We start from the raw sequence: 21378 nt of genomic DNA on the forward strand, positions 1-21378 counted from the left end.
CTCATCCGGCCGGGGTGAAGGCATGCGGGGTGTGCAGCACCTCCAGGGTTCGTCCGGTGCCGGTGTGCATGTGCACACCGCATGGCAGGCACGGGTCGAAGCTGCGGACCGTGCGCATGATGTCGATCCCCTTGAACGACTCCGGCGGGTTCTTCTCGAAGATCGGCGTGTTCTGCACCGCGTCCTCGTACGGGCCGGGGGTGCCGAACACGTCGCGCACGCTGGCGTTCCACGGCGTCGGCGGGTACGGGTGGTAGTTCGCGATGCGCCCGTCCCGGATGACCATGTGATGGGAGAGCACCCCGCGTACTGCCTCGGTGAAACCACAGCTCACGGCGTCCTGCGGGACGTCGAACGGCTCCCAGGTCCGGGTGTGGCCCGCACGGACCTCGGCGAGGGCCTGCTCGACGAAGTAGACCGCGCAGGCCGCCGCGTAGGCCTGGAAGTAGGTGCGTGCCCGGTTGCGTTCCAGGGCGTTGCTCCACCGGGGGATCATCCACTCGAAGGTCCGCTCACCGACCGTCGCCGACTTCGGCAGGGTGATCTGGACGCTGCTGCCGGTGGCCCGTACGTAGCCGATGTCGACCAGCCCGGACAGCGCGGTGCTCCACAGCCGGGCGATCGGGCCACCGCCGGTGTCGAGAGGGAGGTGGTCCGTCCCGTCGAACCAGCGCGGGGACATGACCCACGAGTACTTGTCGTCGAAGTCGCGCCGGCCCGGATGGGGGATGGTGTGCTGGTTCCAGGGGTGGTGGCGGTCCACCGGGTTTCCCAGCGGGTCGTTCGTGACGAACATCGGCTGGTCGGCCCAGTCGTCGTAGTACGAGCTGCCCAGCAGGATGCGGATGCCGAGGTTGATGTCGACCAGGTCGTTGGTGACCAGCCTGCCGTCGACGATCACGCCCGGGGTGACGAACATGTGCCGGCCCCAGTCGGACATGTTCCGGTAGGTGAAGTCGCAGTGCGCCGGGTCGTTGAACGAGCCCCAGCAGCCGAGCAGCACCCGCCGCCGGCCGACCTCCTCATAGCCCGGCAGGGCCTTGTAGAAGAAGTCGAACAGGTCGTCGTGCATGGGGACGACGCGCTTGAGGAACTCGATATAGCGCATCAGCCGGGTGAGGTAGTCGGTGAACAGCTGCACGGACGCGACGGTGCCCACCCCGCCCGGATAAAGCGTGGACGGGTGAACATGGCGCCCCTCCATGAGGCAGAACATCTCCCGAGTCACCCGGCTCATCGCCAGGGCCTCGCGGTAGAACTCGCCCTCGATGGGATTGAGTGCGTGCATGATGTCGCCGATGGTGCGGTAACCGTGCTGGTCCGCGTTGGGTGACTCGGTGCGCCGGGCCTGTTCCAGCACCTCGGGATTCGTCTCGCCGACCATCTTCTCGCAGTAGTCCACACCGACCAGGTTCTCCTGGTAGATGTTGTGGTCGAACATGTACTCGGCGGCTTCGCCGAGATTGATGATCCATTCTCCGAGGTGTGGTGGCTTCACTCCGTAGGCCATGTTCTGTGCGTAGACGGAGCAGGTGGCGTGGTTGTCACCGCAGATACCGCAGATCCGGCTGGTGATGAAATGCGCGTCCCGCGGGTCCTTGTCCTTCATGAAGATGCTGTAGCCGCGGAAGATCGATGACGTGCTGTGGCACTCGACGACCCGCCGGGCCGGCCAGTCGATCTTCGTGTAGACGCCCAGGCTCCCCACGATGCGGGTGATCGGGTCCCATGACATCTCCAGCAGATGGGAGTCAGAGCCTCGGGCTTCGGTTTCCCTGTGCTCCGAGGTGGTTGTCATGCCAGCACCTTCTCCCGCGAGTCCTCGGCGTGCTGGGGCGCGTGGCCATCCCGGCGCCGCCAGTGCGGTTCGATGTCGGCCTTGCGCGCCGTGATGGCGCGGAGCCTGCGGATGACCGCGCCGTACACGCTGCTGGCCGCTGCCGACACATGGGCGCCGGGTGGTTCGTCCATGAACGGCATGAAACGGTCCGGGAAACCGGGCATGGTGCAGGCGATGCAGATGCCGCCGACGTTCGGGCAGCCGCCCACCCCGTTGATCCAGCCCCGCTTCGGGACGTTGCACTTCACCACCGGTCCCCAGCAGCCGAGCTTCACCAGGCACTGCGGGGTTCCGTATTCGGTGGTGAACTGGCCCTCCTCGTAGTAGCCGGCGCGGTCACAACCGTGGTGCACGGTCGCCTCGAACAGCCAGCGTGGCCGCAGCTGTTCGTCCAGCGGAATCATCGGAGCCTGGCCGCTGGCCTGGTAAAGCAGATAGGTGATCGTCTCCGAGAGGTTGTCCGGCTGCACCGGGCAGCCTGGTACGCACACGATCGGAATCTGCGCCTTCGATTTCCAGTCCCAGCCCAGATAGTCCGGGACCCCCATCGCGCCGGTCGGATTCCCCGCCATGGCGTGGATGCCGCCGTAGGTCGCGCAGGTTCCCGCCGCGAGCACGGCGAGTGCCTTGGGCGCAAGGCGGTCCAGCCAGGTGCTGGTGGGTACCGGCTGGTGGGTCTGCGGATCGTTGCCGAAACCGCACCAGTAGCCCTCGCCGGTGATGAGGTCCTCGTTCGGGATGGAGCCCTCGACCACCAGCACGAACGGGTCCAATTCGCCGTGATCAGCCTTGCGGAACCATTCGATGAAGGTGTCGGCGCCCTGCTCCGGGCCGGATTCGAAGTCGATGAGCGGCCAGTGCACGCTGACCTTCGGCAGACCCGGCAGGGCGCCGAGCACGATGTCCTCGATGCTCGGCTGCGTCGCCGCGGTGAGCGAGACGGAGTCCCCGTCGCAGCTCAGACCGGCGTTGATCCAAAGTATGTGGATCGGTTCCTCGACTGTGGACACGAATCTCCACCCCTTCCGTCGTCGACCGATCACTGATCTCAGACGACGGCGATCGCCTCCCCGGCGTKCACCAGGACGGTGTCGCCCGCCTGCGCCTCGACCAGCGCGATGCTGATCTCCTCCACCCCCGCAGCGGCCCTCGCGACGGCCAGTCCGCCCTCCTCCAGCCGGACGATCTCCATCTCGATCGCGTCGTCCGAACAGGTGATGCAGTGGCCCGTCTCGCCGGTGAGTTCACCGGCGGGGTGGCAGGGTGGAGCGCTTGGGCCAGCTATATCGGCATGGTCCTTGCGGTGCGTGTTCACGGCCTAACGGTACGTCTGTGATGTGAGCGGCACCACCCGACACGTGACGACCTGCGCCGCGGCGGGACGGTGGCGCCGTGGTGAGCATGACCACCCAGACCGGGCCTGATGTCCGCCCGGCGCGCCCTACGCTCGGAGACATGGCCTTCGCCTCCTTGCGGGATCTCGTCGCGGCCGGCGGCGTCGCCGTGCTCACCGGCGCGGGGATCTCGACGGGTTCCGGCATCCCGGACTACCGCGGCCCGAACGGGTCGCTGCGCCGGCACACCCCGATGACCTACCAGCAGTTCACCGGGGACGCCGAGTCCCGGCGCCGGTACTGGGCCCGCAGCCACGTCGGCTGGCGGCACGTCGCGCTGGCCCGCCCCAACCCGGGCCACCACGCCGTCGCGGCGCTGGAGGGGGCCGGACTGGTGGACGGCGTCATCACCCAGAACGTCGACGGCCTGCACAGCGCCGCCGGCTCGCGGCGGGTGATCGACCTACACGGCAGCCTGGCGCGGGTCCGCTGCCGCGGCTGCGGGGTCCTCAGCGACCGGGCCGATCTCGACCACCGCCTGCGGCTGCGCAACCCCGGTTTCGGCAAGCACGGTTTCGACAGCGGAGCCGTCGCGGGCTCGCCGTTGGGCGCCGAGGTCAACCCGGACGGCGACGCCACGCTCGCCGAGGCCGAGATCGACGGTTTCGCCGTGGTCGGCTGCGCTGACTGCGACGGTGACCTCGAGCCCGACGTCGTGTTCTTCGGCGCGACCGTGCCGCCGGCCCGGCTCGCCGCGGCCGTCGACCTGCTCACGCAGTCCCGTGCGCTGCTGGTGCTCGGATCCTCGCTGGCGGTCATGTCGGGCTACCGGTTCGTGCTGCGGGCCGGGGAGCTGGGCATCCCGGTCGGAATCGTGAACCAGGGCCCCACCCGCGGCGACGCCCGGGCGGCCTTCACGCTGGACGCGCAGCTCAGCACGGTCCTGCCGCGGCTGGCCACCGAGCTCGCCGGCGCGGCGGCGCGATGACCGCCGTCGATGATCTCACCGTCCGTGTCGCCGACAGCCAGGACGCGGCCGCGCTGGTCGAGCTGATCGAGTCGGCGTATCGCGGCGAGGGCAGCCGGGTCGGCTGGACCACCGAAGCCGACCTCCTCGACGGCCAGCGCACGGATCTGGCGATGGTGCTGGCGGCGATCGCGCGGCCGGATCTGCGGCTACTGGCCGCGGTCGACCCGACGGGCGCCGTCGTCGCCTGCTGTGAGCTGGAACGCCGACCCGACGGCGCGTACTTCGGGATGTTCGCCGTGCGCCCGGATCTGCAGGGCAGGGGCGTCGGCGACCGGCTGCTCGCCACCGCCGAGGAGTTCGCGCGCCGGCAGTGGCATGCGGCCCGGATGGAGATGCTCGTGATCTCACTGCGGGACGATCTGATCGCCTGGTACGAGCGGCGTGGCTATCGGCGCACCTCCCGCCGCGAGCCGTTCCCCTACGGGGACGAGCGGTTCGGCCTGCCACGCCGGACGGATCTCGTCTTCGTCGTCCTCGACAAGGATCTCGCACCCGGCGCCTGAGCTGGCGTGGGCCCGGCCTGCCGGCAGCGGTGCTGCTGGCGACGGTGCTGCCGGCGGCGGTGCTGCCGGCGGCGGCGAGACGGGCGGAGACGCCCGATCGGTACTGGATCTGTCGTCCAGTCGGATTCTCCGTGAACTGGGAGTGTCTGTGTACTGATCGGGATACTGATCAGGTGTCGCCAGAGGCTGCCCGCGGCGGTGATACAACCCGCCTCACGGCGAGCGGCCGTTCAATGGAGAATGAGGACGTGAGCGTTGCTGATGATCCTCATCTGTCGATGATCCGGCCGGTTGTACCGACAACACCAGATGGCTGCACCGAGTGTCTGCGGGTCGGCTCGTCCTGGGTGCATCTGAGGCTGTGTCTCACCTGTGGCAATGTGGGTTGTTGTGACTCCTCGCCGCTGCGACATGCCCGCGCACACGCGCATACGGAGGGCCATCCGGTCGTCCGTTCGTTCCAGCCCGGCGAGCACTGGCGTTGGTGCTACGTGGACGAGGCCTATGTATAGCTGTGTCCGATAGCGTGCCCAAAAGCAGGGCGTCCGATGTTTGGGCATCCGAAATGCCCCGGTGGGTGCCCGGTGGTTCGTGGAACCTCCGCCGGGCCGCCGTGGGCCGAGGTGCGTGCGCCGCCCCGGGGCCGCGGGCACCGGTGGGTGCCGTCGGCCCCGGGGCGGGTCGCCGTGCTGGCCACGCAGCACCTCGCATGGCCTGGCGGGGCGGACTAGTGGTGCGCGGTGTATCGGTCACGGTCGCTGCGTGCGTGCGCCTTGGCGCGACTGGCCCACAGCGGGGCGGCGACGGCGACCAGGGCGACCGCGACGCCGATCTGAAGAACATGGCGAATCCAGTCGATACCCGACGTGTTGCGCACCCCGATCGCGCTCGCTATGACATTTCCGACGAGGGCGCCGACGATACCGATGGCCACGGTGAGCCAGAGCGGGATGTCGTACCGGCCGTGCCCGGCCGCGCGTGCGATGAAGCGCGCGATGAGCCCGATGACGAGACCTGCCACTACTATCCACAGAATTTGAAACACGACGGATGGCCCCCTGGGTCGGGTGATGGATACCCCGGGTTTCCCCTCCGTTCCAGCGTCGCAAACGAGTCGTCGACCAGACGGGATGAATACGGATGTCGTTGATGGCGGAACGCGGTGAGAACGCAACGCCGTTTGACGAGGGCGTTCGGCTGCTGGCACCGGACGGGTCGCTCGTCGATGATCCGCGGTTCGCGGTGCGCGCGGATTCTCGCCAGACGGAGTCGTTTTACCGGGAGATGGTGCGGGCCCGGCGGCTGGACGAGGAGGCGACAGCCCTGCAGCGGCAGGGGGAGCTGGTCCTGTGGATTCCGCTGCGTGGCCAGGAGGCCGCGCAGGTGGGCTCGGCGGCGGCCGCCCGCCCGGGCGACTTCCTGTTCCCCAGCTACCGGGAACACGCGGTGGCCTGGCATCGGGGTATCCCGCCGGTGGAGGTCCTGCGGCTGCTGCGTGGCGTGACGCACGGCGGCTGGGATCCGGAGCTGTACAAGGTGGCCAACTACGTGCTGGTGCTGGCCTCGCAGACGTTGCACGCGGTCGGCTACGGCCTCGGCGTGCGAATCGACGAAGGCGTCGCTCGAGATGGCGACCCGCAGGTGGTGATGGTCTATCTCGGCGACGGTGCGATGAGTCAGGGCGACGCCAACGAGGCCTTCGTCTGGGCGGCCAGTTTCGCGGCACCCGTGGTGTTCTTCTGCCAGAACAACCAGTGGGCGATCTCCACGCCGAGCCGTCGCCAGTCGCCGGTGCCGCTCGCGCGGCGCGCGGAGGGGTTCGGCTTTCCCGGGGTTCGGGTCGACGGCAACGACGTTCTCGCCGTGCATGCGGTGACCGGCTGGGCGCTTGAGCACGCCCGTTCCGGCCAGGGCCCCGTGCTCGTCGAGGCCAACACCTACCGGATGGCACCGCACACGACGTCCGACGACGCGACCAGGTACCAGGAGCCGGCCGAGGTCGCCTGGTGGGGCGCGCGGGACCCGATCGACCGCCTGGAGCGGCTGCTGGCACACACCCACGAGCCGGCCTGGTTCGCACAGGTGCGTGCCGAGGCCGACGCCGACGCCGACGCGCTGCGCCGACAGTGCCTGGCGCTGCCGGATCCGAGCCCGTGGTCGCTGGTCGATCACGTGCTCGTTGGTGGCTCCTCACTACTGCGGGAGCAGCGAGGGCAGATCTGGGAGGGTTGACGCCGTGATAGATGTCGAAATCCACGCCGGATCCGAATCGTCCGCCGACGCCGACAGCCCCGCCGGAACCGGCCACAAGATCGCGATTGTGCGCATCGACCGGCCGGATCGGCGCAACGCCCTGGACATCGACCACTGCCAGGGCCTGCGCGACGGCGTCGGGCAGGCGGTGGACGCCGGCGCGCGCGCCATCGTCCTCACCGGTGTCGGCACCAGCTTCTGCGCCGGCGCGGACCTCGACCAGGTGTACGGCGAGGCGTTCACCGAGGCGCTCTACGCGGCACTGCACGCCATCACCGATGCCGCCGTTCCGGTGATCGCGGCCGTCAACGGCCCGGCGATCGGCGCCGGTCTGCAGCTCGCCCTCGCCGCCGACCTGCGGGTGGCCGCCGAACGTGCCTCGTTCGCGATTCCGACGGCGCGGCTGGGCCTCGCGGTCGACCCGTGGACGCTCAGCCGCCTCGCCGCGCTCGCCGGTGGCGGGACGGCACGCGCGGTCGTGATCGGCTGCGAGAGCGTGGCGGCGCAGCGGGCGATCGACCTCGGCCTGGTGCAGCGCTCCGGTGAGCTCGACGTCGCCGTCGCCTGGGCCCAGGAGCTGGCCGGGCTAGCGCCGTTGACGCTCGCGTACTCGAAGCGGGCGTTCAACGAGGCCGTGGACGCGACCGCCCGGCCGTCGGCGGCCGTGACCGCCGCCTATGAGGCATGCTGGGCCAGCGACGACGCCCAGGAAGGCCGCCGGGCGCGAGCTGAGAAGCGCCCCCCGATCTTCCAGGGCAAATAGGGCCCGCGGCCCGACGACGGGGCGGGTGCGTCCGGACGCAGGGCCATCGGACGTGGGGACGAAGGTGGAACGTCATGGCAGCGCAGGCAGCGGAAGCGAAGTTCGAGTCACGTAACCCGGCGACCGACGAGGTCGTCGGAACCTTCGCGGTGATGTCCGCCGACGAGGTGGTCGCTGCCGTGCGGTCGGCGCGGTCCGCGCGGTCGGCGTGGCAGGCGGCCGGCTTCGCCGGCCGGCGGGCCGCCCTGCTGCGCTGGGCGGCCTGGCTGGCCGCCCATGAGCATGAGATCGTCGACCTCGTCCACGCCGAGAACGGCAAGCCGGCGATCGCCGCCCGCCTCGAGCTCCTGCTGACCTGCGAACACATCCGCTGGGCGGCGCGCAACGCCCGCCCGGTGCTGCGCGAGCGCCGGGTCCGTACCACCGCGTTGATGATCGACTACGCCGCGCGGGTCGGCTACCTGCCCTACGGCGTGGTCGGGGTGATCGGGCCGTGGAACTACCCGCTGCTGACCCCGGCCGGTTCCCTCGCCTACGCGCTCGCCGCGGGCAACACGGTCGTGTTCAAGCCCAGTGAGCTGACCTCCGCGCTGGGCCTGCTCCTCGTCGAGGGCTTCACCGCGGCGAACCCGGAGCTGCCCGACGGCGTCCTCGTCGGGGTGACCGGTGGCGGCGAGACCGGGACGGCCCTGTGCCGGGCGGGTGTCGACAAGATCGCCTTCACCGGATCGGGCGCGACAGCCAGGAAGGTGCTCGCGACCTGCGCGGAGACGCTCACCCCGGTGGTCGCCGAGTGCGGCGGCAAGGACGCGGCGATCGTGGCCGAGGACGCCGACATCGCCGCCGCGGCGAGGATGGTGGCCTGGGGCGCGGCCTCGAACGCCGGGCAGACCTGCGCCGGGGTCGAACGTGTCTACGTCGTGGCCGGTGTGCGCGACGCCTTCCTCACCGAGCTGGGCCGCCAGCTCGCCGACGTCCGGCCCGGGTCTGATCCACAGGCCGCCTACGGCCCGATGACGATGCCGGGCCAGGCCGACGTCGTCCGCCGCCATGTCGCGGATGCGCTCGCCCGCGGCGGGTCGGCCCTGCTCGGCGGGCCGCAGGCGGTGCGCGGCCGGTTCGTCGATCCGATCGTGCTGGTCGACGTGCCAGAGGACAGCGCGGCGGTCCAGGAGGAGACGTTCGGCCCGACCATGACCGTGCGGACCGTCGCCGACGTCGACGAGGCGATCGCCCTGGCCAACGACAGCCGCTACGGACTGGGCGCGGCGGTCTTCTCCCGGGCCCGGGGCGAGGAGATCGCCGGGCGCCTCGATGCGGGCATGGTGTCGGTGAACTCGGTGTTGTCCTTCGCCGCGATCCCCGCCCTCCCGTTCGGCGGGCGCGGCGAGAGCGGGTTCGGGCGGATCCACGGGGCTGACGGCCTGCGCGAGTTCGCCCGGCCCCGATCGGTCGCCGCCCGCCGCCCGGGCGTCCGGGGCCTCGACGTCACCCGGTTCGACCCGTATCCAGGGACGTCCACCGTGCTGAGGGCGGCATTGCGGGTGCGTCACCGCGGCGTGCCCACGACCGGCAGCGCTACGGGGACGACGATGGACGGTGCGACCGGGACTACGGCTGGCAGCGCGACCGGGACGATGGCCGGAAGCCCGGCTGGGACGACGGCCGGCGGTGCGGCGGGCCGGCTGCTCAGGCGGGTGCGAGCAGCCAGGCGATGAGCTCGGCGGCGACCGGGCCAGCGGTGCCGCCCAGGCCGAGCGGGAACCCGAGCGTGTCGCGCAGCCCCGCCAGGACCGGCTCGCTGACCGCCTTCCCCTGCACCGCGAGCACCAGCGCGGCTCGCTGACGGTCATCCAGCACGGCGAGCGCCGGTGCGGCACCGGGCCGGCTCAGCAGCTGGCGGGCCACGTCGTTGTCGACGACCACCTCGCCTGCCGACAGCCGGGTCAGCACCGACCGCAGCTGGTCGCGGTTCGTGATCGTCGACTTCAGGACGTAGCCGACGCCGCCTGGTGAGTCACGCAGCAGGTCTGCCGCGTACGGCGCCTCGTCGTCAGCGGAGAAGACCAGCACCGCCGTGGCCGGGCGCAGCGCCTTGATCTGCCGCGCGGCACGCAGGCCCTCGTCGGTGAGGGTCGGCGGCATCCGCATGTCGACCAGGGCGACGTCCACCGGCTCGGTGACGGGGGCGTCCGTGACGACGTCGACGAGGTCGTGACCGCGGCCGACGACCGCGACGACCTGCGCGCCGACACTGGCCACGAGCGCACGCAGCCCCGCGCGCAGATGTGGGCTGTCATCCGCGATCGCTACCCGCATCGGTCAGGTCTACCGGACCCGTCCCGGTGCGGCTACCGGCCCTACCCCGGAACGTCCGGGGGTTATCCCGGTGTGATCGGGACAGTGAGCCCTTCCACCTCACGGTGCACGGGCAGGGTGCCGCAGGTCGGAGTCGACGATGGAAAAGGCTCAGCGAGCACCGGCGTGAGAAGATCCGGTGTGCGTGTTGCGATCGCGGAGGACAGTGGGCTCATCAGAGAGGCACTCGGTGTTCTGCTCACGACGATCGGCGTCCAGGTCACGGCGTCGGTGCCGACCGGCACCGAACTGCTCGCGGCCGTGCGCGAGGCTCCTCCCGACGTCGCGATCGTGGACATGCGGATGCCGCCCACCCGGACCAACGAGGGGCTGCTGACCGCCCGCGCGTTGCGCGACGCGCACCCGTCGATGGGCATTCTCGTCGTCACCGCCCACGACGACGACCCGTTCGCGGCCGACCTTTTCGCCGGCGGTGCCGACGGTATCGGCTACATGCGCAAGGACAACATCACCAACCGGCAGGCGCTGCGGGACGCGCTCGAGCGCCTGCGGGACGGGCAGCCCGTCATCGACTCGCACATCGCCGCGCGCCTGCTCGCCGGCTACCCGCAGTCGCACCGCCTGCTCGGGCTGTCCGACCGCGAACGGCGAATCCTCGAACTGATGGCGCAGGGGCTGTCGAACAGCGGGATCTCCCAACAGGTGCACCTGAGCCCGAAGACGGTCGAGTCCCACATCGCCAGCATCTTCACCAAGCTCGGCCTGCGGATGGAGCCCACCGAGAACAGGCGCGTGCTCGCGGTGCTCGCCTGGCTGGAGGCCGCACGGCACAGCTGAGCGGCACAGCTGAGCGGCGCAGCTGGGTGCGGCACCCGGCCGGGCGCCGCACCCAGCTGTGGTTGCCTGGGGTCAAGTAGCGTCTGTCTGGCGCCGGATGGCGTCCGGGTGGTGGCGAGCGGCGCCCGGGCGGCGTCGGGCGGCGTCTGGCCTGTGCCGGGGAGCGCCTGCCGGGCACCTTGTCACGACAATGTGATGGTGTTCGGAACGCCCCGGCTCGACGGGCCCGACGGCTTACACTTCAGATGATCTTCTGTTTGCCGTGTCAGCGGGGAGGTGCTGTGAGCGGTTCGGAAGCATTGAGTCGCGTCATCACGTTCTGTGGCAAGTGCAGCTGTGGCTGCCCGGAGCTCTATATCGATCATGAGGCTGAGGCCACCCGGAGGGTTGTGCTCACGGACGACTTCGGCCAGCGGATCCAGATGAGCATCGAGCAGCTCGAAGTCATCGTCGACGAGGCCCGCGCGGGCCGGATCACCTCCCTGGTGGCGGCCGAAATCGCCGCCGGAGGGTGACCGGTCATCCTCATTCCGTAGCGGCCGAGCTCGGTCCGCTACCGGGGCCGGTCACCGCCGTGGCTGCCGCGGCGGCCGCGGTGGTGGCGGCGGTTCACCTCGTGCGGCTGTACGGGCTGCTTCGCTCCACCCCGGCCGGGCGCCTGACGCTCGGTCATCCGGCGGCGGGTCATCCGGCGGCTGGCCATCCGGTGGCTGGCCATATGGTCGCCGACGGCTGGATCGAAGTCGCCCACGTGCTGGTCGCGGCGGGGATGGCGGTGATGTTCGTCGGCCCGCCGCGGCTCATCGGCTCGTGGCCGTTCTTCGCCGTGTACCTGGCACTCGCGCTCGTCATGCTGGCGATGGTGGTGCTGCATCCGCACTGTGGGACGCCCGGAGTCTGGTCATGCTGCGCCATGGTCGTCGTCGAGTCGGCGGCGATGGCGTGCATGTCGGGCGCGGTCGGTTTCGCGGGCTGGCCGCTGCGCACCGACGGCGCCCTCGGCGCCTGGTGCGTCGCCGTCTTCGCCGGAGCCTGCCTGGTGGCGCTGGTGGGCCTGCCCGCCCGCTGGGCGGCGCGGACATCCGCCCGCAGGATCACCGCCTGGCTGGTCAGGGCGTTTCCGGATCCGGTCGTTCCGCGTGGCACCAGGCTTGTCATGTCAGGCGGGATGGTGCTGATGTTTCTCGGGCACGTCTGACCGCGATGTTCTGATCCGCGCTGTTCCGATAGCGCGCGAATCGCCTTCCTGGCGGGCGGAGCGCGCCACGGGCGCCTATGGTCACCCGGTTGGCGGAAACGAGGCCAAGGGGGCGACCCATGCGGCGCATCGTGCTCATCTTCGTGCTGACCTTCACTGCAGTGCTGACCGTGACGGCTTCGGCGAGTTTCGCCGCACCGGCGAGCGCACCGGCGAGCACACCGGCTGTCACATCAGGCACCGCGACACCTGCCGCCCCGGCCGGTGCGTTGACACCCGCGCAGGCGGTGCAGCTGGTGCGGGAACGCGGCTACACGCCGATGGGGAGCAGMAGCTACGAACCCGCCTGGGCGCTGAGCGCGATCGTGGGGCGGTTGACGTCATCCGTGGACGGACATCCGCAGCAGGCGTTCTTCTTCAGTCAGGGCCGGTTCGTCGGAACCGACAGCGTCCCGAGTGCGAACGTGCGATGGGTGTGGTCCACGAGCGACACCGTGGCGCTTCAGTACGACCTGTACCGCCCTGATGATCCGATGTGCTGCCCGTCGGCGGGGGCGGCCACGGTGCGCTTCCGGTGGAACGGCACCGCGGTGCAGGCGCTCGACCCGATCCCGACCAACGACTGGTCGGCTCCGACGAGCCGCCGCTGAGCCGGCCATGTTCTACGTCCTGTAGAAAAGACGTCATGGGCGTGGTCTACGACATCGTTGTTGTGTTTCACCTGGTCGGGATGGCCATGATTGTCGGAGGGTGGCTCGCGCAGATCCGCTCGCCGCATCCGGTCATCACGCCCGGCATCCTGCACGGCGCCCTCGTCCAGATCGTCACAGGCATGATCCTGGTGGGGCTGGCGTCCAGCGGGGCCGTGGACCGGGACGTGGACAACGCCAAGATCGCGGTCAAGCTCGTCGTCGCGGCGGCCGTCGCCGGCATCGCCGTCGTGGGCAACGCCCGCGGCCGCGAGGCGCCGGCGGCCCTGGCTCACGCCGCAGGTGGGCTCGGGGTGGCCAATGTGGCGATCGCGGTGCTGTGGTGACGATGGCAGCCGGGCGGGCCTTCACGGCCCACGGGTGATCGCGGGCTGCGGGCTGCGGGCTGGGGACTGCGGGCTGGGGACTGCGGGCTGGGGGGGGCACCGGGCGTCGGCGGGATGGCCGACGCCCGGTGCCTCGTGCGTGCAGCCGGTGCGGGGGCGCCGAGTCAGTGCCCTTCCGGTGCCTCGACCAACTCGGTGAGCACACCGCCGACACCCTTCGGGTGCATGAAGGCGATGCGGCTGCCGGCCGTGCCGTGCACGGGCGTCTTGTTGACCAGGTCGAAGCCGGCGACGGTGAGCGCCGCCAGCGCGGAGTCGATGTCACCCACGCCGTAGGCGATGTGGTGGATGCCCGGCCCCTTCTTGGCCAGGAACTTGCCGACCGGGGTGTCCTCGCGGATCGGCTCCAGCAGCTGGACGTAGGAACCGCCGGTGTCGCCCTTGTGGACCAGCAGCATGGCCTCGCGCACGCCCTGCGCCTCGTTGGTCTCCTGATGCGCGACCGTCAGGCCGAATGCAGCCTCGTAGCGAGGAATGGCCTCCTCCAGCGAGGCCACGGCGATCCCGACATGGTCGATCCTGGTCAGCACAACATCGCTCCTGGTCGTAGGACGGTCGGCCCGTGGCGGCGTCCGGCCCGGGCCCAGCCTCCKAGAGTGCCCGGATACGGCGTTGCGGTCCACTGAATCCAGTACGCCGTGTCCCGGTCACCACCGACCTGTGGCGCGCGTCACCCCGGGCCTCGTCGAAGTTTCATGACGAGTGGTGCGGGAAGGTCCCAGTCACCGCAGTCGGTATGAATTCCCCGCTCGGACCCACAAGAAGATCCGTGTTGTCTGTAGTGATTAATGGAAGGCGTGTAACGGTGCCTGGAGCTCGGCTGGATCGCATTTCTGCCGAGTCGATGCCAGGGGTGCGGCTTATCGCCGGAAAACGCGGCGTCCCCGCCGTGACGCCTCTGGATGTCCAGGGGCCCGCGGCGGGGACGGTGCGTCGAGTCGATCGACGATTCCGATCAGCTTACGAGGGGCAGCTGATCGATCGGTCGCTCGCTCGGGTATTCGGTTGTGCGGCCGATCAGCCGAACAGGGCCTTGTGGGTGAGCGGGCCGATGACGCCGTCGGGCACCAGGCCGTGCTTCTTCTGGAAGTCGATGACCATGTGGTTGGTCTGCGGTCCGAAGTAGCCGTCGACGACGATCGGGTAGCCGAGCTTACGCAGCTGGTCCTGCACCAGGGAGACATCCCAGCGGGGGCCGGACACGCCCAGCCGCATGTAGCCCGAGTCGACGGCGCGGTTGGCGCTGGTGGACGGCGCGGTGGACACCGTGGTGCTCACCGAGTTGCCCACGGCCGCGGCTGCTGCGGCTCCACGAGCCAGGTACTTCGTGTGCATGCCGTTGGTGTAGGCACTCCACGCGGTGATGCCCTGGCTCTGGCAGACCTGCCGTGCGGCCCAGGCGTTGACGTTCGGGTCGTAGAGGTCGCGGTTTCCGACCCAGCTGGCATGCGCGCGCATGTTGATCTGCCACAGGCCGCGGGAGTCCTCGCCGACGGTCGCGTGGGCGGTGGTGTTGCCGCCGGACTCGGCGAGCGCGACGGCGACCCAGGTGCTCAGCGGAATTCCGCGGCAGGAGTTCAGGCCGGCGTTCTTCGCCGCCTGCGCGATGCTGGTGTCCGAGATTACCGCCGCGCTGGCGGGGCTCGCGGTGAAGAACAGGCCGGCGGATGCCCCGATGACGCTCGCCGCGGCAACAGCAGCGGAGCGACCACGGCCTCGGCGGCGGACGCTGGGGGACTTGCGGTGCTTTCCGGTCGACATCAAGATATCTCGTTTCTACGTTGAAGAGCAGGCGGGTAGGGCGTCTTCGGGCGCCAGTGATCCGTACACGGATCAATGAGTCGCGACGAAATGGGGTCGCGAAAAAAGGCGCACGAATGGACGCGCGTTCTGCTATCGGCGTGAAATTTGTCCGGGCCCGAGCGGGCCCCAGATCTCCGGTGTCAACCCCGGGTTACGGGCGCGGCGTTACCGCGGCGGCGTTCCGGGGGACGGATGCAGTCCCGGCTGCTATTCCAAGCATGCGTACACGCAGATCCTTCCCGTACGCCTGCGAGGTTAGCTGTCGGGTTCGGGCCGGGAAGCCCGGTCGGCGCGCGCTGCGCGGCGACTTCACCCCGAGGACGGCCGCCTGGGTGCGGTGGCCATCCGGAGGAACCTGGTTCCCCCGCTTCTGCCCTGGTGGTCACTAGGAGGGGACGACGGGCCTAGGGCAGAACTCGGCGTACGACCCGTCGCTTGTTTGGTGCCAACACACCGTAACGAACTACTAAGGGTAGTCGCAAGTCCCAGTTTTTGCCCTTTTGTGGCGCTACCTAGTCACGATGCGTACAACAGGTTGGTGTATGCGCACTGTACGCGACGAAGAGGGGGAGGGGGTCCGCCGAGTACCGCCGGTGCCGCCGATGTGGTGTATGCGGCGTTCTGCCGGCTGCTTGAGCTGCGCGTGGTGACCGGGTCGTCCGCGGAGGGTGGTGACCGATCCGCAGTGATCCCTGGCAGGCCTGTCGGCTCGCGATCGCCGAATCGGCTGTGATGTGCGTAGCATCTCCGGCGAGAGTGGAATACCGGACCCCTGCCCCGTCCCCGTGGGGCCCTCGCCGACGTCCTACGGTGACTGGCGGGGCGGTTCCGCGGAACCGCCCCATACGTCGCGGGCAAGCTGGCGGTGTGGGCGCTCTCCCGTCGACCGCGCCGTCAGGAACAGGCTCGCCCGGCCAGCGGACCGGGCGAGCCCGAGCGGATGTGCGATGTGATCAGACCCAGCCGGACATCGGGTAGGCCGTCATCAGGTCGCGCACCTCGCCGGCGATGCGGCTGATGGTGGTCTCGTCGTCGTCGCCCGCTGCCTTGACGGCCTCGTCGATCCAGCCCGCCAGCGTCGGCATCTGCTCCGGCTGCAGTCCGCGGGTGGTGATCGCGGCCGTTCCCAGCCGGACGCCGGACGGGTCGAACGGCTTGCGCGGGTCGAACGGAACGGTGTTGTAGTTGAGCTCGATACCGGCCCGGTCCAGCGCCTTCGCGGCCGGCTTGCCGGCGACGCCACGGCTGGTCAGGTCGATCAGGATCAGGTGGTTGTCGGTGCCGCCGGTGACGAGGTCGAAACCGCGGGCGGACAGCGCCTCGGCGAGCGCCTTCGCGTTCGCGACGACGCGGTGGGCGTACTCGCGGAAGTCCGGGGTGGTGGCTTCGCGCAGCGCGACCGCGATGGCGGCGGTCGTGTGGTTGTGCGGGCCGCCCTGCAGGCCTGGGAACACCGCCTTGTCGAGGGCGGACGCGTGCGCCGCGTCCGACATGATCATCGCGCCGCGGGGCCCGCGCAGGGTCTTGTGCGTGGTGGTGGTGATGACCGGCGCGTGGCCCACGGGCGAGGGGTGGGCGCCACCGGCGATCAGGCCGGCGATGTGGGAGATGTCCGCCACGAGCACGGCGTCGATCTCGCCCGCGATCGCCGCGAAGGCGGGGAAGTCGATGGTGCGGGGGATCGCGGTCCCACCACAGAAGATCACTTTTGGTCGGTGCTGGAGCGCGAGGTCGCGCACCTCGTCGAGGTCGACCCGCCCGGTGTCCTGGCGTACTCCGTACCGGACCCCCTGGAACCAGCGGCCGGTGGCCGACACCGTCCAGCCGTGGGTCAGGTGGCCACCCGAGGGCAGGCCCATGCCCATCACGGCGTCGCCCGGCTGCAGGAACGCCAGGTAGACGGCCAGGTTGGCAGGCGAGCCGGAGTACGGCTGGACGTTCGCGTGCTCGACGCCGAACACCGCCTTCGCCCGGTCGATCGCCAGGGTCTCGACCGGGTCGATGAACTGCTGGCCCTCGTAGTAGCGCTTGCCGGCGTAGCCCTCGGAGTACTTGTTCGTCAGGACGGAGCCGGAGGCCTCGAGGACGGCGGTGGAGACGTAGTTCTCGGAGGCGATCAGGCGGATCTTCTCGAACTGGCGCTGGGCCTCGGACTCGACCAGGCCGGCGATCTCGGGGTCGCTGGCCGCCAGGTGCGTCATCGCGGGCTCGTGCATGTGGACCTCCAACGGGCATGCGGCGGACGTCGGAGYGCCCAGGCGCGCGGCACCGCCAGCAGATTCGTCGCTCCCCGGTGGTCACTTCCACCCGAGCACGCCAGTCACGACTGTTGCTCTGCATCGTAGTGGTCACGGCCTTGTCGCCCCGGAGGCCTGGACAGTGGACCGCCGTCGCCAGGCGCCGGCCGGCACCACGCCGCGCCGGCACGCCGCCGCGCCGGCACGCCTGCCGCCATGTCACGCCTGCTGCCGCGTCACGCCCGAGGCTCGTCGTGCTCCGCGGCGCACTGACCGCTCAGCGCCTGTCGGGCCTGGTCGGGTCGAAGCGGTGGCTCGGGCAGCGGGTGGGCGGCCTCGGCGCGCAGGCCGTCCAGCATGATCGCGAGATGGCGTCGCCAGGCGCGGGGCGCGACGGCCGCGGTCGCCTCGACGGTGCGGGCGTGGCCCCACAGGACGAAGGCCATGTCCTCCAGGGTGATGTCCGCGCGCAGGACCGCGGCCTCCTGGGCCCGCACGATGACCTGCTGCATCAGCTCATAGCCGCGGGCCCGGGCCTGCTCGGCGGCGCCGCGCAGCGGCAGTGCCCGGGAGACGACGTCGTTGTAGCCGAGGTCGGCGGCCTGCAGCTCGCAGGTCTGTTCGAGCAGGAGGACGAGCGCCTGCCACGGGTCGTCCATGTCGAGCGCCGCTTCGGCGATGCGCACACTCGCCGCGACCCGGTCGGCGAACACGGCGTCGACGAGGTGGCCGCGGGTCGGGAACCGGTTGTACAGCGTGCCGATGCTCACCCGGGCGCGGCGGGCGATCTCCTCCAGGGGGACGTCGACGCCGCGCTCGGCGAACAGCTCGCGCGCGGCGGCGATCAGCTGCTCGCGGTTGCGGCGTGCGTCCCTGCGCAGGCCGGGCTCGTCTTCTGTCGGGGGCAATGTCCTCACCTGGGGAAGTTGACGGTGTCCTCAAGTTACCCTAGCCTCTGCCGAACTTGAGGGTCACCTCAAGTTCGGGGTGGCGGGGCGCCGGCTGTAGGGGAGAGATCGGTAGACGTGGGCAGATTCGTCATCTCGGGGGGAACCGACGGCATCGGGCGGGCCCTGGCCCTGCACTACCTGCGGGCGGGTGCCGACGTCGTGGTCATCGGCCGCAGCGAGGAGAAGTTCCGCCGCCTGGTCGCCGAGGCCGGCGGCGGCGTCAGTGGCGTCAGTGGCGCCGGGGTGGCCCATTTCGTCGGGGYGGACCTGGCGCTCGCCGCGGAGAACCGCCGGGTCGTCGCCGAGGTCACCGACAGGTTCCCCGCGATCGACGCACTCATCCTCTGTGCGGCCTACCTGCGCACCACCCGCACCGTCACGGCGGAGGGCCTCGAGCACACCTTCGCCCTCTACTACCTGAGCCGGTACCTGCTCAGTCACGGCCTGGCTGACCGGCTTGAGGCCGCCGAGCGGCCGGTGGTTCTGAACACCTCGGTGCCAGGTGCGTCTCGCGACGCCGTGAGGTGGGGCGACCTGCAGCTTGACCGGCGGTTCACCGCCCGGCGCGCCAACCAGCAGAGCCGGCGCGCCAACGAGCTGCTCGGTCTGATGTTGCGTGCGCGTCCGGCGGGCCGCATCCGTCACGTGCTCTACAACCCCGGCTTCGTGCGCACCAGCCATGCGGGTGCGCTGAGCCGGCCGGCGCGGGCGCTGGTGTCGGCGCTGGCCGCGGTCGCTGCCACCCCGGTCGACCGGGCGGTCGAACCGATCGTCGAGCTGATCGATCAGCCTCCGGAGCGCCAGGTGTCGGCCTACCGGCGCCGGCATCGGCTGCGGCTGAGTGCGGGAGCGGCCGACGTCGCCGATGCCGAACGGTTGCGGAGCGTTACCGATCGACTGTAACTACTCACCGTCGCGTATAGAGATTTTCTGGTGGTTGTTGTGACTGCTTGTCGACAAGGTCGGCAAGGTTCCAGTGATGGATCTCCACGGTGCGTGGTGAGATGGATGCGTACGGGTGGCTCGGAGCTTGTGAAATAGATCGCCCAGTTGTAGTGATTGACGTTTTACCTGGTCATCGGGCATTCTTCACCTATGCGGTGGACATACACCGGCGTGGCGCGCCGCTACGTCGACCTCGTGCGGATCGCCAGCGCCCTCTGTCGCTAGTCGTCGACGGCGTCCGGTGCCACGCTCCGTGGCACCCCGCCAGGTGTGCCTGGTCCTCTCCACCGGGTCCGGGTTGATGTAGGTAGCCACCGTCCGTCACCGGTGGACAGGTCGGGCACCCGCGCCCGTGCCAGCTGTACAGCCGGTCCCGAGATGCCTGCTGCCGGAGTTTCGTCTGCTGCTGGCATTGTCGTCCGCCTCCCGTCGGCGGACGTCGCTCCACCGCTCCCGTTCCGTGTTCCTCGTCCGCGCGCGGCGTCATCAGACGCCTGCGCGACCCTGCCCGCGCCCTGCCTGAGAACGCCCCGTGCCCTGCCACCGCCGGGTCGTGTTTTCAGCGCGCCCGTAACTAACCGACCGGCATCCGTACCGGTCGGCACCCCGCCATGCCTGACTTCCGCCTGACTTCTTCGCTGCCGCCTGACTTTTCTCATGCCTGAGAGGACCAACCCGTGAGTACCCCGAGGACGACCTTCCTGAGTTCCGCCTCGTCACCTGAGTCGGCGGCGCCGGTGATGGGGCGACGTGGGTTCCTGCGCCTGGGGGCGCTGGCCGGAGGCTCGATCCTGCTGGCGGCGTGCGGGGGCGGCGGTGACTCGGCCTCGGGCGGCAGCACCAGCGGGGGCACCCTGCGCTGGGGATGGGCGCTGGTCACCTCCTGGGACCCGATCACGTCGTCGGCCGGGTGGGACGTCCACGCCCTCTCGCTGGTCTACGCGGGCCTGACGAAGCTGGACGAGAAGGCGAACCCGGTGCCCGCGCTCGCCAGCTCCTGGGAGTACAGCGCCGACGGCACGTCGGTCACCTTCCACCTGCGCTCCGGGCTCACGTTCAGCGACGGCACCGCGGTGGACGCCGCCGCCGTCAAGAAGAGCCTCGAGCGCGGCCGGGACGCGAAGAACTCGTTGGTGGCCGCCCAGCTCGCCAGCCTCAAGGAGGTCGTGGCGGTCGACGCGACGACCGTCCGCATCGACCTGAAGAACACCGACTACCAGCTGCCCGCCATTCTCGCCGGCAAGACCGGGATGATCGTCAGCCCGAAGGCCATCGACACCGACGAGAAGGGCCTGGCCACCAAGCCGGTCGGCGCCGGCCCGTTCCAGCTGAACTCCTATGTGCCCAACGACAGCGCGAAGCTGACGCGCTTCGCCGGCTACTGGGACGCCGCCAACATCAAGCCGGACAACTTCGAGCTCTACCCGGCGCCCGAGGCCGCCACCGCCCTCGCGTCGCTCCAGTCGGGCCGCCTCGACGTCGCCATGATTCCCGCGTCGCAGCTCACCGCGGTCAAGGCCGCCGGGTTCGAGGTACAGGTCATCTCGTCGCTGGTCATCAGCGTGCTCGACGTCAACAACACGGTGGCTCCGTTCGACAATCCCAAGGTCGTCCAGGCGATCAAGCATGCGGTCGACCGGAAGGCGCTGGTGGACACCGTCAACTTCGGTGTCGGCGAGGTCAACTACCAGCCGTTCCCGAAGGGGCATGCCGGGCACAACGCCGCCCTGGAGAACGCCTACCCCTACGACGTGGCCAAGGCCAAGAAGCTGCTCGCCGAGGCCGGGCACCCGGACGGTATCGACGTCACCCTCACCACCACGGTCGCCGAGGGGCTGCCCGAGCAGGTCCAGGCGCAGCTCGCCAAGGCCGGGATCCGGGTCAAGCTGGAGGTCATCCCGCAGGCCCAGGCGACCCAGCAGGTCTACATCCAGCGGGCGAAGCCGTTCTTCACCGACCAGTTCGCCGGGCGGGAGAGCCCCGTGCAGGCGTTCCAGGTGCTCTTCGGCGACCAGGGCCTGATGAACCCGGGCCGGACGAACCCGCCGGCGCTCAAGGAGGCGGTCGCGAAGATCACCGCGACGCCGCTGGACGACCCGAACTACGCGTCCGTCGTGCAGGCGGCCACGAAGACCGCTGTGGAGACCATGCCCAACGTCTTCCTCTTCAGCAACCCGCGGATCCTGGCCCGTCGCTCGAACGTGTCGCCGGTCGGCAGCTACCTGATGGCGCAGCGGTTCGAGGGCGTCACCGTGACCGGGAACAGCTGA

General features: G+C 70.1%; 22 protein-coding genes and 2 riboswitches. Of the genes, 13 read left to right on the forward strand and 9 right to left on the reverse strand.

All coding sequences use genetic code 11. The annotated features are described in order from the left end of the window. Position 1: 1 nt before the first annotated feature. Genes CcI49_RS31370 through CcI49_RS31380 form a run of 3 tightly spaced genes read right to left on the reverse strand, consistent with a single transcriptional unit; the run spans position 2 to position 3155 of the window. Complete coding sequence (locus tag CcI49_RS31370) at positions 2 to 1798, reverse strand: nickel-dependent hydrogenase large subunit (protein ID WP_076832675.1); 1797 nt, start codon at positions 1796 to 1798, stop codon at positions 2 to 4. After that, positions 1795 to 2850, reverse strand: coding sequence for a hydrogenase expression protein HypE (locus tag CcI49_RS31375; protein WP_054571157.1), 1056 nt, complete (start codon positions 2848 to 2850; stop codon positions 1795 to 1797). Before CcI49_RS31375 ends, CcI49_RS31370 begins: the two co-directional genes overlap by 4 nt. Before the next feature lie 38 nt (positions 2851 to 2888). After that, the gene (locus CcI49_RS31380) at positions 2889 to 3155 is read right to left on the reverse strand and encodes a hypothetical protein (protein ID WP_076832679.1); all 267 of its coding nucleotides are present in this window, start codon (positions 3153 to 3155) and stop codon (positions 2889 to 2891) included. A 140-nt stretch (positions 3156 to 3295) separates the two neighbouring features. Between CcI49_RS31380 and CcI49_RS31385 the strand changes: the two genes are divergently transcribed. From CcI49_RS31385 to CcI49_RS31395, 3 genes are all read left to right on the forward strand, one after another. Then, positions 3296 to 4162, forward strand: a complete 867-nt coding sequence (locus tag CcI49_RS31385) for a Sir2 family NAD-dependent protein deacetylase (RefSeq protein WP_076832682.1) — start codon at positions 3296 to 3298, stop codon at positions 4160 to 4162. Continuing rightward, positions 4159 to 4707: a GNAT family N-acetyltransferase gene (locus CcI49_RS31390; protein ID WP_054571160.1), complete on the forward strand. Its 549-nt coding sequence runs from the start codon at positions 4159 to 4161 to the stop codon at positions 4705 to 4707. The genes CcI49_RS31385 and CcI49_RS31390 overlap by 4 nt, the downstream gene beginning before the upstream one ends. Before the next feature lie 248 nt (positions 4708 to 4955). Then, on the forward strand, positions 4956 to 5219 hold the full coding sequence (locus CcI49_RS31395) for a UBP-type zinc finger domain-containing protein (protein ID WP_193209887.1): 264 nt from the start codon (positions 4956 to 4958) through the stop codon (positions 5217 to 5219). A 215-nt stretch (positions 5220 to 5434) separates the two neighbouring features. Here the strand turns inward: CcI49_RS31395 and CcI49_RS31400 are convergent, their stop codons facing one another. Continuing rightward, on the reverse strand, positions 5435 to 5752 hold the full coding sequence (locus tag CcI49_RS31400) for a hypothetical protein (protein ID WP_054571161.1): 318 nt from the start codon (positions 5750 to 5752) through the stop codon (positions 5435 to 5437). 95 nt (positions 5753 to 5847) lie between these two features. On the opposite strand from CcI49_RS31400, the gene CcI49_RS31405 reads away from it, so the two are divergent. From CcI49_RS31405 to CcI49_RS31415, 3 genes are all read left to right on the forward strand, one after another. Next, entirely contained in the window at positions 5848 to 6939 is a 1092-nt protein-coding gene (locus CcI49_RS31405) for a thiamine pyrophosphate-dependent enzyme (protein ID WP_054571162.1), read from the forward strand. 4 nt (positions 6940 to 6943) lie between these two features. Then, positions 6944 to 7723: an enoyl-CoA hydratase gene (locus CcI49_RS31410; protein ID WP_054571163.1), complete on the forward strand. Its 780-nt coding sequence runs from the start codon at positions 6944 to 6946 to the stop codon at positions 7721 to 7723. 74 nt (positions 7724 to 7797) lie between these two features. Next, on the forward strand, positions 7798 to 9441 hold the full coding sequence (locus CcI49_RS31415; RefSeq protein WP_076832690.1) for an aldehyde dehydrogenase family protein: 1644 nt from the start codon (positions 7798 to 7800) through the stop codon (positions 9439 to 9441). Here the strand turns inward: CcI49_RS31415 and CcI49_RS31420 are convergent. After that, positions 9413 to 10042, reverse strand: coding sequence for a response regulator (locus CcI49_RS31420; protein WP_076832694.1), 630 nt, complete (start codon positions 10040 to 10042; stop codon positions 9413 to 9415). The genes CcI49_RS31415 and CcI49_RS31420 overlap by 29 nt on opposite strands. A 180-nt stretch (positions 10043 to 10222) precedes the next feature. Between CcI49_RS31420 and CcI49_RS31425 the strand changes: the two genes are divergently transcribed. From CcI49_RS31425 to CcI49_RS31445, 5 genes are all read left to right on the forward strand, one after another. Further along, complete coding sequence (locus CcI49_RS31425) at positions 10223 to 10879, forward strand: response regulator transcription factor (RefSeq protein ID WP_054571166.1); 657 nt, start codon at positions 10223 to 10225, stop codon at positions 10877 to 10879. 281 nt (positions 10880 to 11160) lie between these two features. Next, complete coding sequence (locus tag CcI49_RS31430; RefSeq protein ID WP_006543191.1) at positions 11161 to 11394, forward strand: hypothetical protein; 234 nt, start codon at positions 11161 to 11163, stop codon at positions 11392 to 11394. 59 nt (positions 11395 to 11453) lie between these two features. Then, on the forward strand, positions 11454 to 12077 hold the full coding sequence (locus CcI49_RS31435) for a DUF5134 domain-containing protein (RefSeq protein WP_241840351.1): 624 nt from the start codon (positions 11454 to 11456) through the stop codon (positions 12075 to 12077). Between the two features lie 119 nt (positions 12078 to 12196). Further along, positions 12197 to 12727 carry an LppP/LprE family lipoprotein gene (locus tag CcI49_RS31440; protein WP_076832700.1) on the forward strand — a complete coding sequence of 177 codons (531 nt, stop codon included), beginning with the start codon at positions 12197 to 12199 and terminating at the stop codon, positions 12725 to 12727. A gap of 35 nt (positions 12728 to 12762) precedes the next feature. Then, complete coding sequence (locus CcI49_RS31445) at positions 12763 to 13113, forward strand: hypothetical protein (protein ID WP_054571169.1); 351 nt, start codon at positions 12763 to 12765, stop codon at positions 13111 to 13113. A 164-nt stretch (positions 13114 to 13277) separates the two neighbouring features. On the opposite strand, the gene mce is transcribed toward CcI49_RS31445, so the two are convergent. The 4 genes from mce to CcI49_RS31465 all read right to left on the reverse strand — a co-directional run bounded on the left by mce (position 13278) and on the right by CcI49_RS31465 (position 18121). Further along, entirely contained in the window at positions 13278 to 13703 is a 426-nt protein-coding gene (mce, locus tag CcI49_RS31450; protein WP_006543187.1) for a methylmalonyl-CoA epimerase, read from the reverse strand. 487 nt (positions 13704 to 14190) lie between these two features. Continuing rightward, a complete protein-coding gene (locus CcI49_RS31455) occupies positions 14191 to 14934 on the reverse strand; it encodes a peptidoglycan-binding protein (protein WP_054571170.1) in 744 nt (247 codons plus the stop codon). Positions 14935 to 15206: 272 nt separating this feature from the next. Beyond that, a riboswitch (cyclic di-AMP (ydaO/yuaA leader) is annotated at positions 15207 to 15408 on the reverse strand. Positions 15409 to 15929: 521 nt separating this feature from the next. Beyond that, complete coding sequence (gene glyA / locus CcI49_RS31460; protein ID WP_054571171.1) at positions 15930 to 17192, reverse strand: serine hydroxymethyltransferase; 1263 nt, start codon at positions 17190 to 17192, stop codon at positions 15930 to 15932. 29 nt (positions 17193 to 17221) lie between these two features. Beyond that, positions 17222 to 17310: riboswitch (ZMP/ZTP riboswitch) on the reverse strand. A 139-nt stretch (positions 17311 to 17449) separates the two neighbouring features. Further along, complete coding sequence (locus CcI49_RS31465; RefSeq protein ID WP_198955694.1) at positions 17450 to 18121, reverse strand: TetR/AcrR family transcriptional regulator; 672 nt, start codon at positions 18119 to 18121, stop codon at positions 17450 to 17452. 117 nt (positions 18122 to 18238) lie between these two features. Here CcI49_RS31465 and CcI49_RS31470 point away from each other — a divergent pair, with 117 nt between their 5' ends. Both CcI49_RS31470 and CcI49_RS31475 read left to right on the forward strand, forming a co-directional pair. Then, positions 18239 to 19066, forward strand: a complete 828-nt coding sequence (locus CcI49_RS31470; RefSeq protein WP_076832703.1) for an SDR family NAD(P)-dependent oxidoreductase — start codon at positions 18239 to 18241, stop codon at positions 19064 to 19066. Positions 19067 to 19785: 719 nt separating this feature from the next. Next, on the forward strand, positions 19786 to 21378 hold the full coding sequence (locus tag CcI49_RS31475) for an ABC transporter substrate-binding protein (RefSeq protein ID WP_241840352.1): 1593 nt from the start codon (positions 19786 to 19788) through the stop codon (positions 21376 to 21378).

The organism is Frankia sp. CcI49, from assembly GCF_001983215.1.
Lineage (GTDB): Bacteria > Actinomycetota > Actinomycetes > Frankiales > Frankiaceae > Parafrankia > Parafrankia irregularis.

Coding starts and splice junctions, on each gene's coding strand:
- CcI49_RS31370 (WP_076832675.1), bottom strand. CDS start 1,798: ATGACAACCACCTCGGAGCACAGGGAAACCGAAGCCCGAGGCTCTGAC.
- CcI49_RS31385 (WP_076832682.1), top strand. CDS start 3,296: ATGGCCTTCGCCTCCTTGCGGGATCTCGTCGCGGCCGGCGGCGTCGCC.
- CcI49_RS31390 (WP_054571160.1), top strand. CDS start 4,159: ATGACCGCCGTCGATGATCTCACCGTCCGTGTCGCCGACAGCCAGGAC.
- CcI49_RS31405 (WP_054571162.1), top strand. CDS start 5,848: ATGTCGTTGATGGCGGAACGCGGTGAGAACGCAACGCCGTTTGACGAG.
- CcI49_RS31415 (WP_076832690.1), top strand. CDS start 7,798: ATGGCAGCGCAGGCAGCGGAAGCGAAGTTCGAGTCACGTAACCCGGCG.
- CcI49_RS31420 (WP_076832694.1), bottom strand. CDS start 10,042: ATGCGGGTAGCGATCGCGGATGACAGCCCACATCTGCGCGCGGGGCTG.
- CcI49_RS31445 (WP_054571169.1), top strand. CDS start 12,763: ATGGGCGTGGTCTACGACATCGTTGTTGTGTTTCACCTGGTCGGGATG.
- CcI49_RS31455 (WP_054571170.1), bottom strand. CDS start 14,934: ATGTCGACCGGAAAGCACCGCAAGTCCCCCAGCGTCCGCCGCCGAGGC.
- glyA (WP_054571171.1), bottom strand. CDS start 17,192: ATGCACGAGCCCGCGATGACGCACCTGGCGGCCAGCGACCCCGAGATC.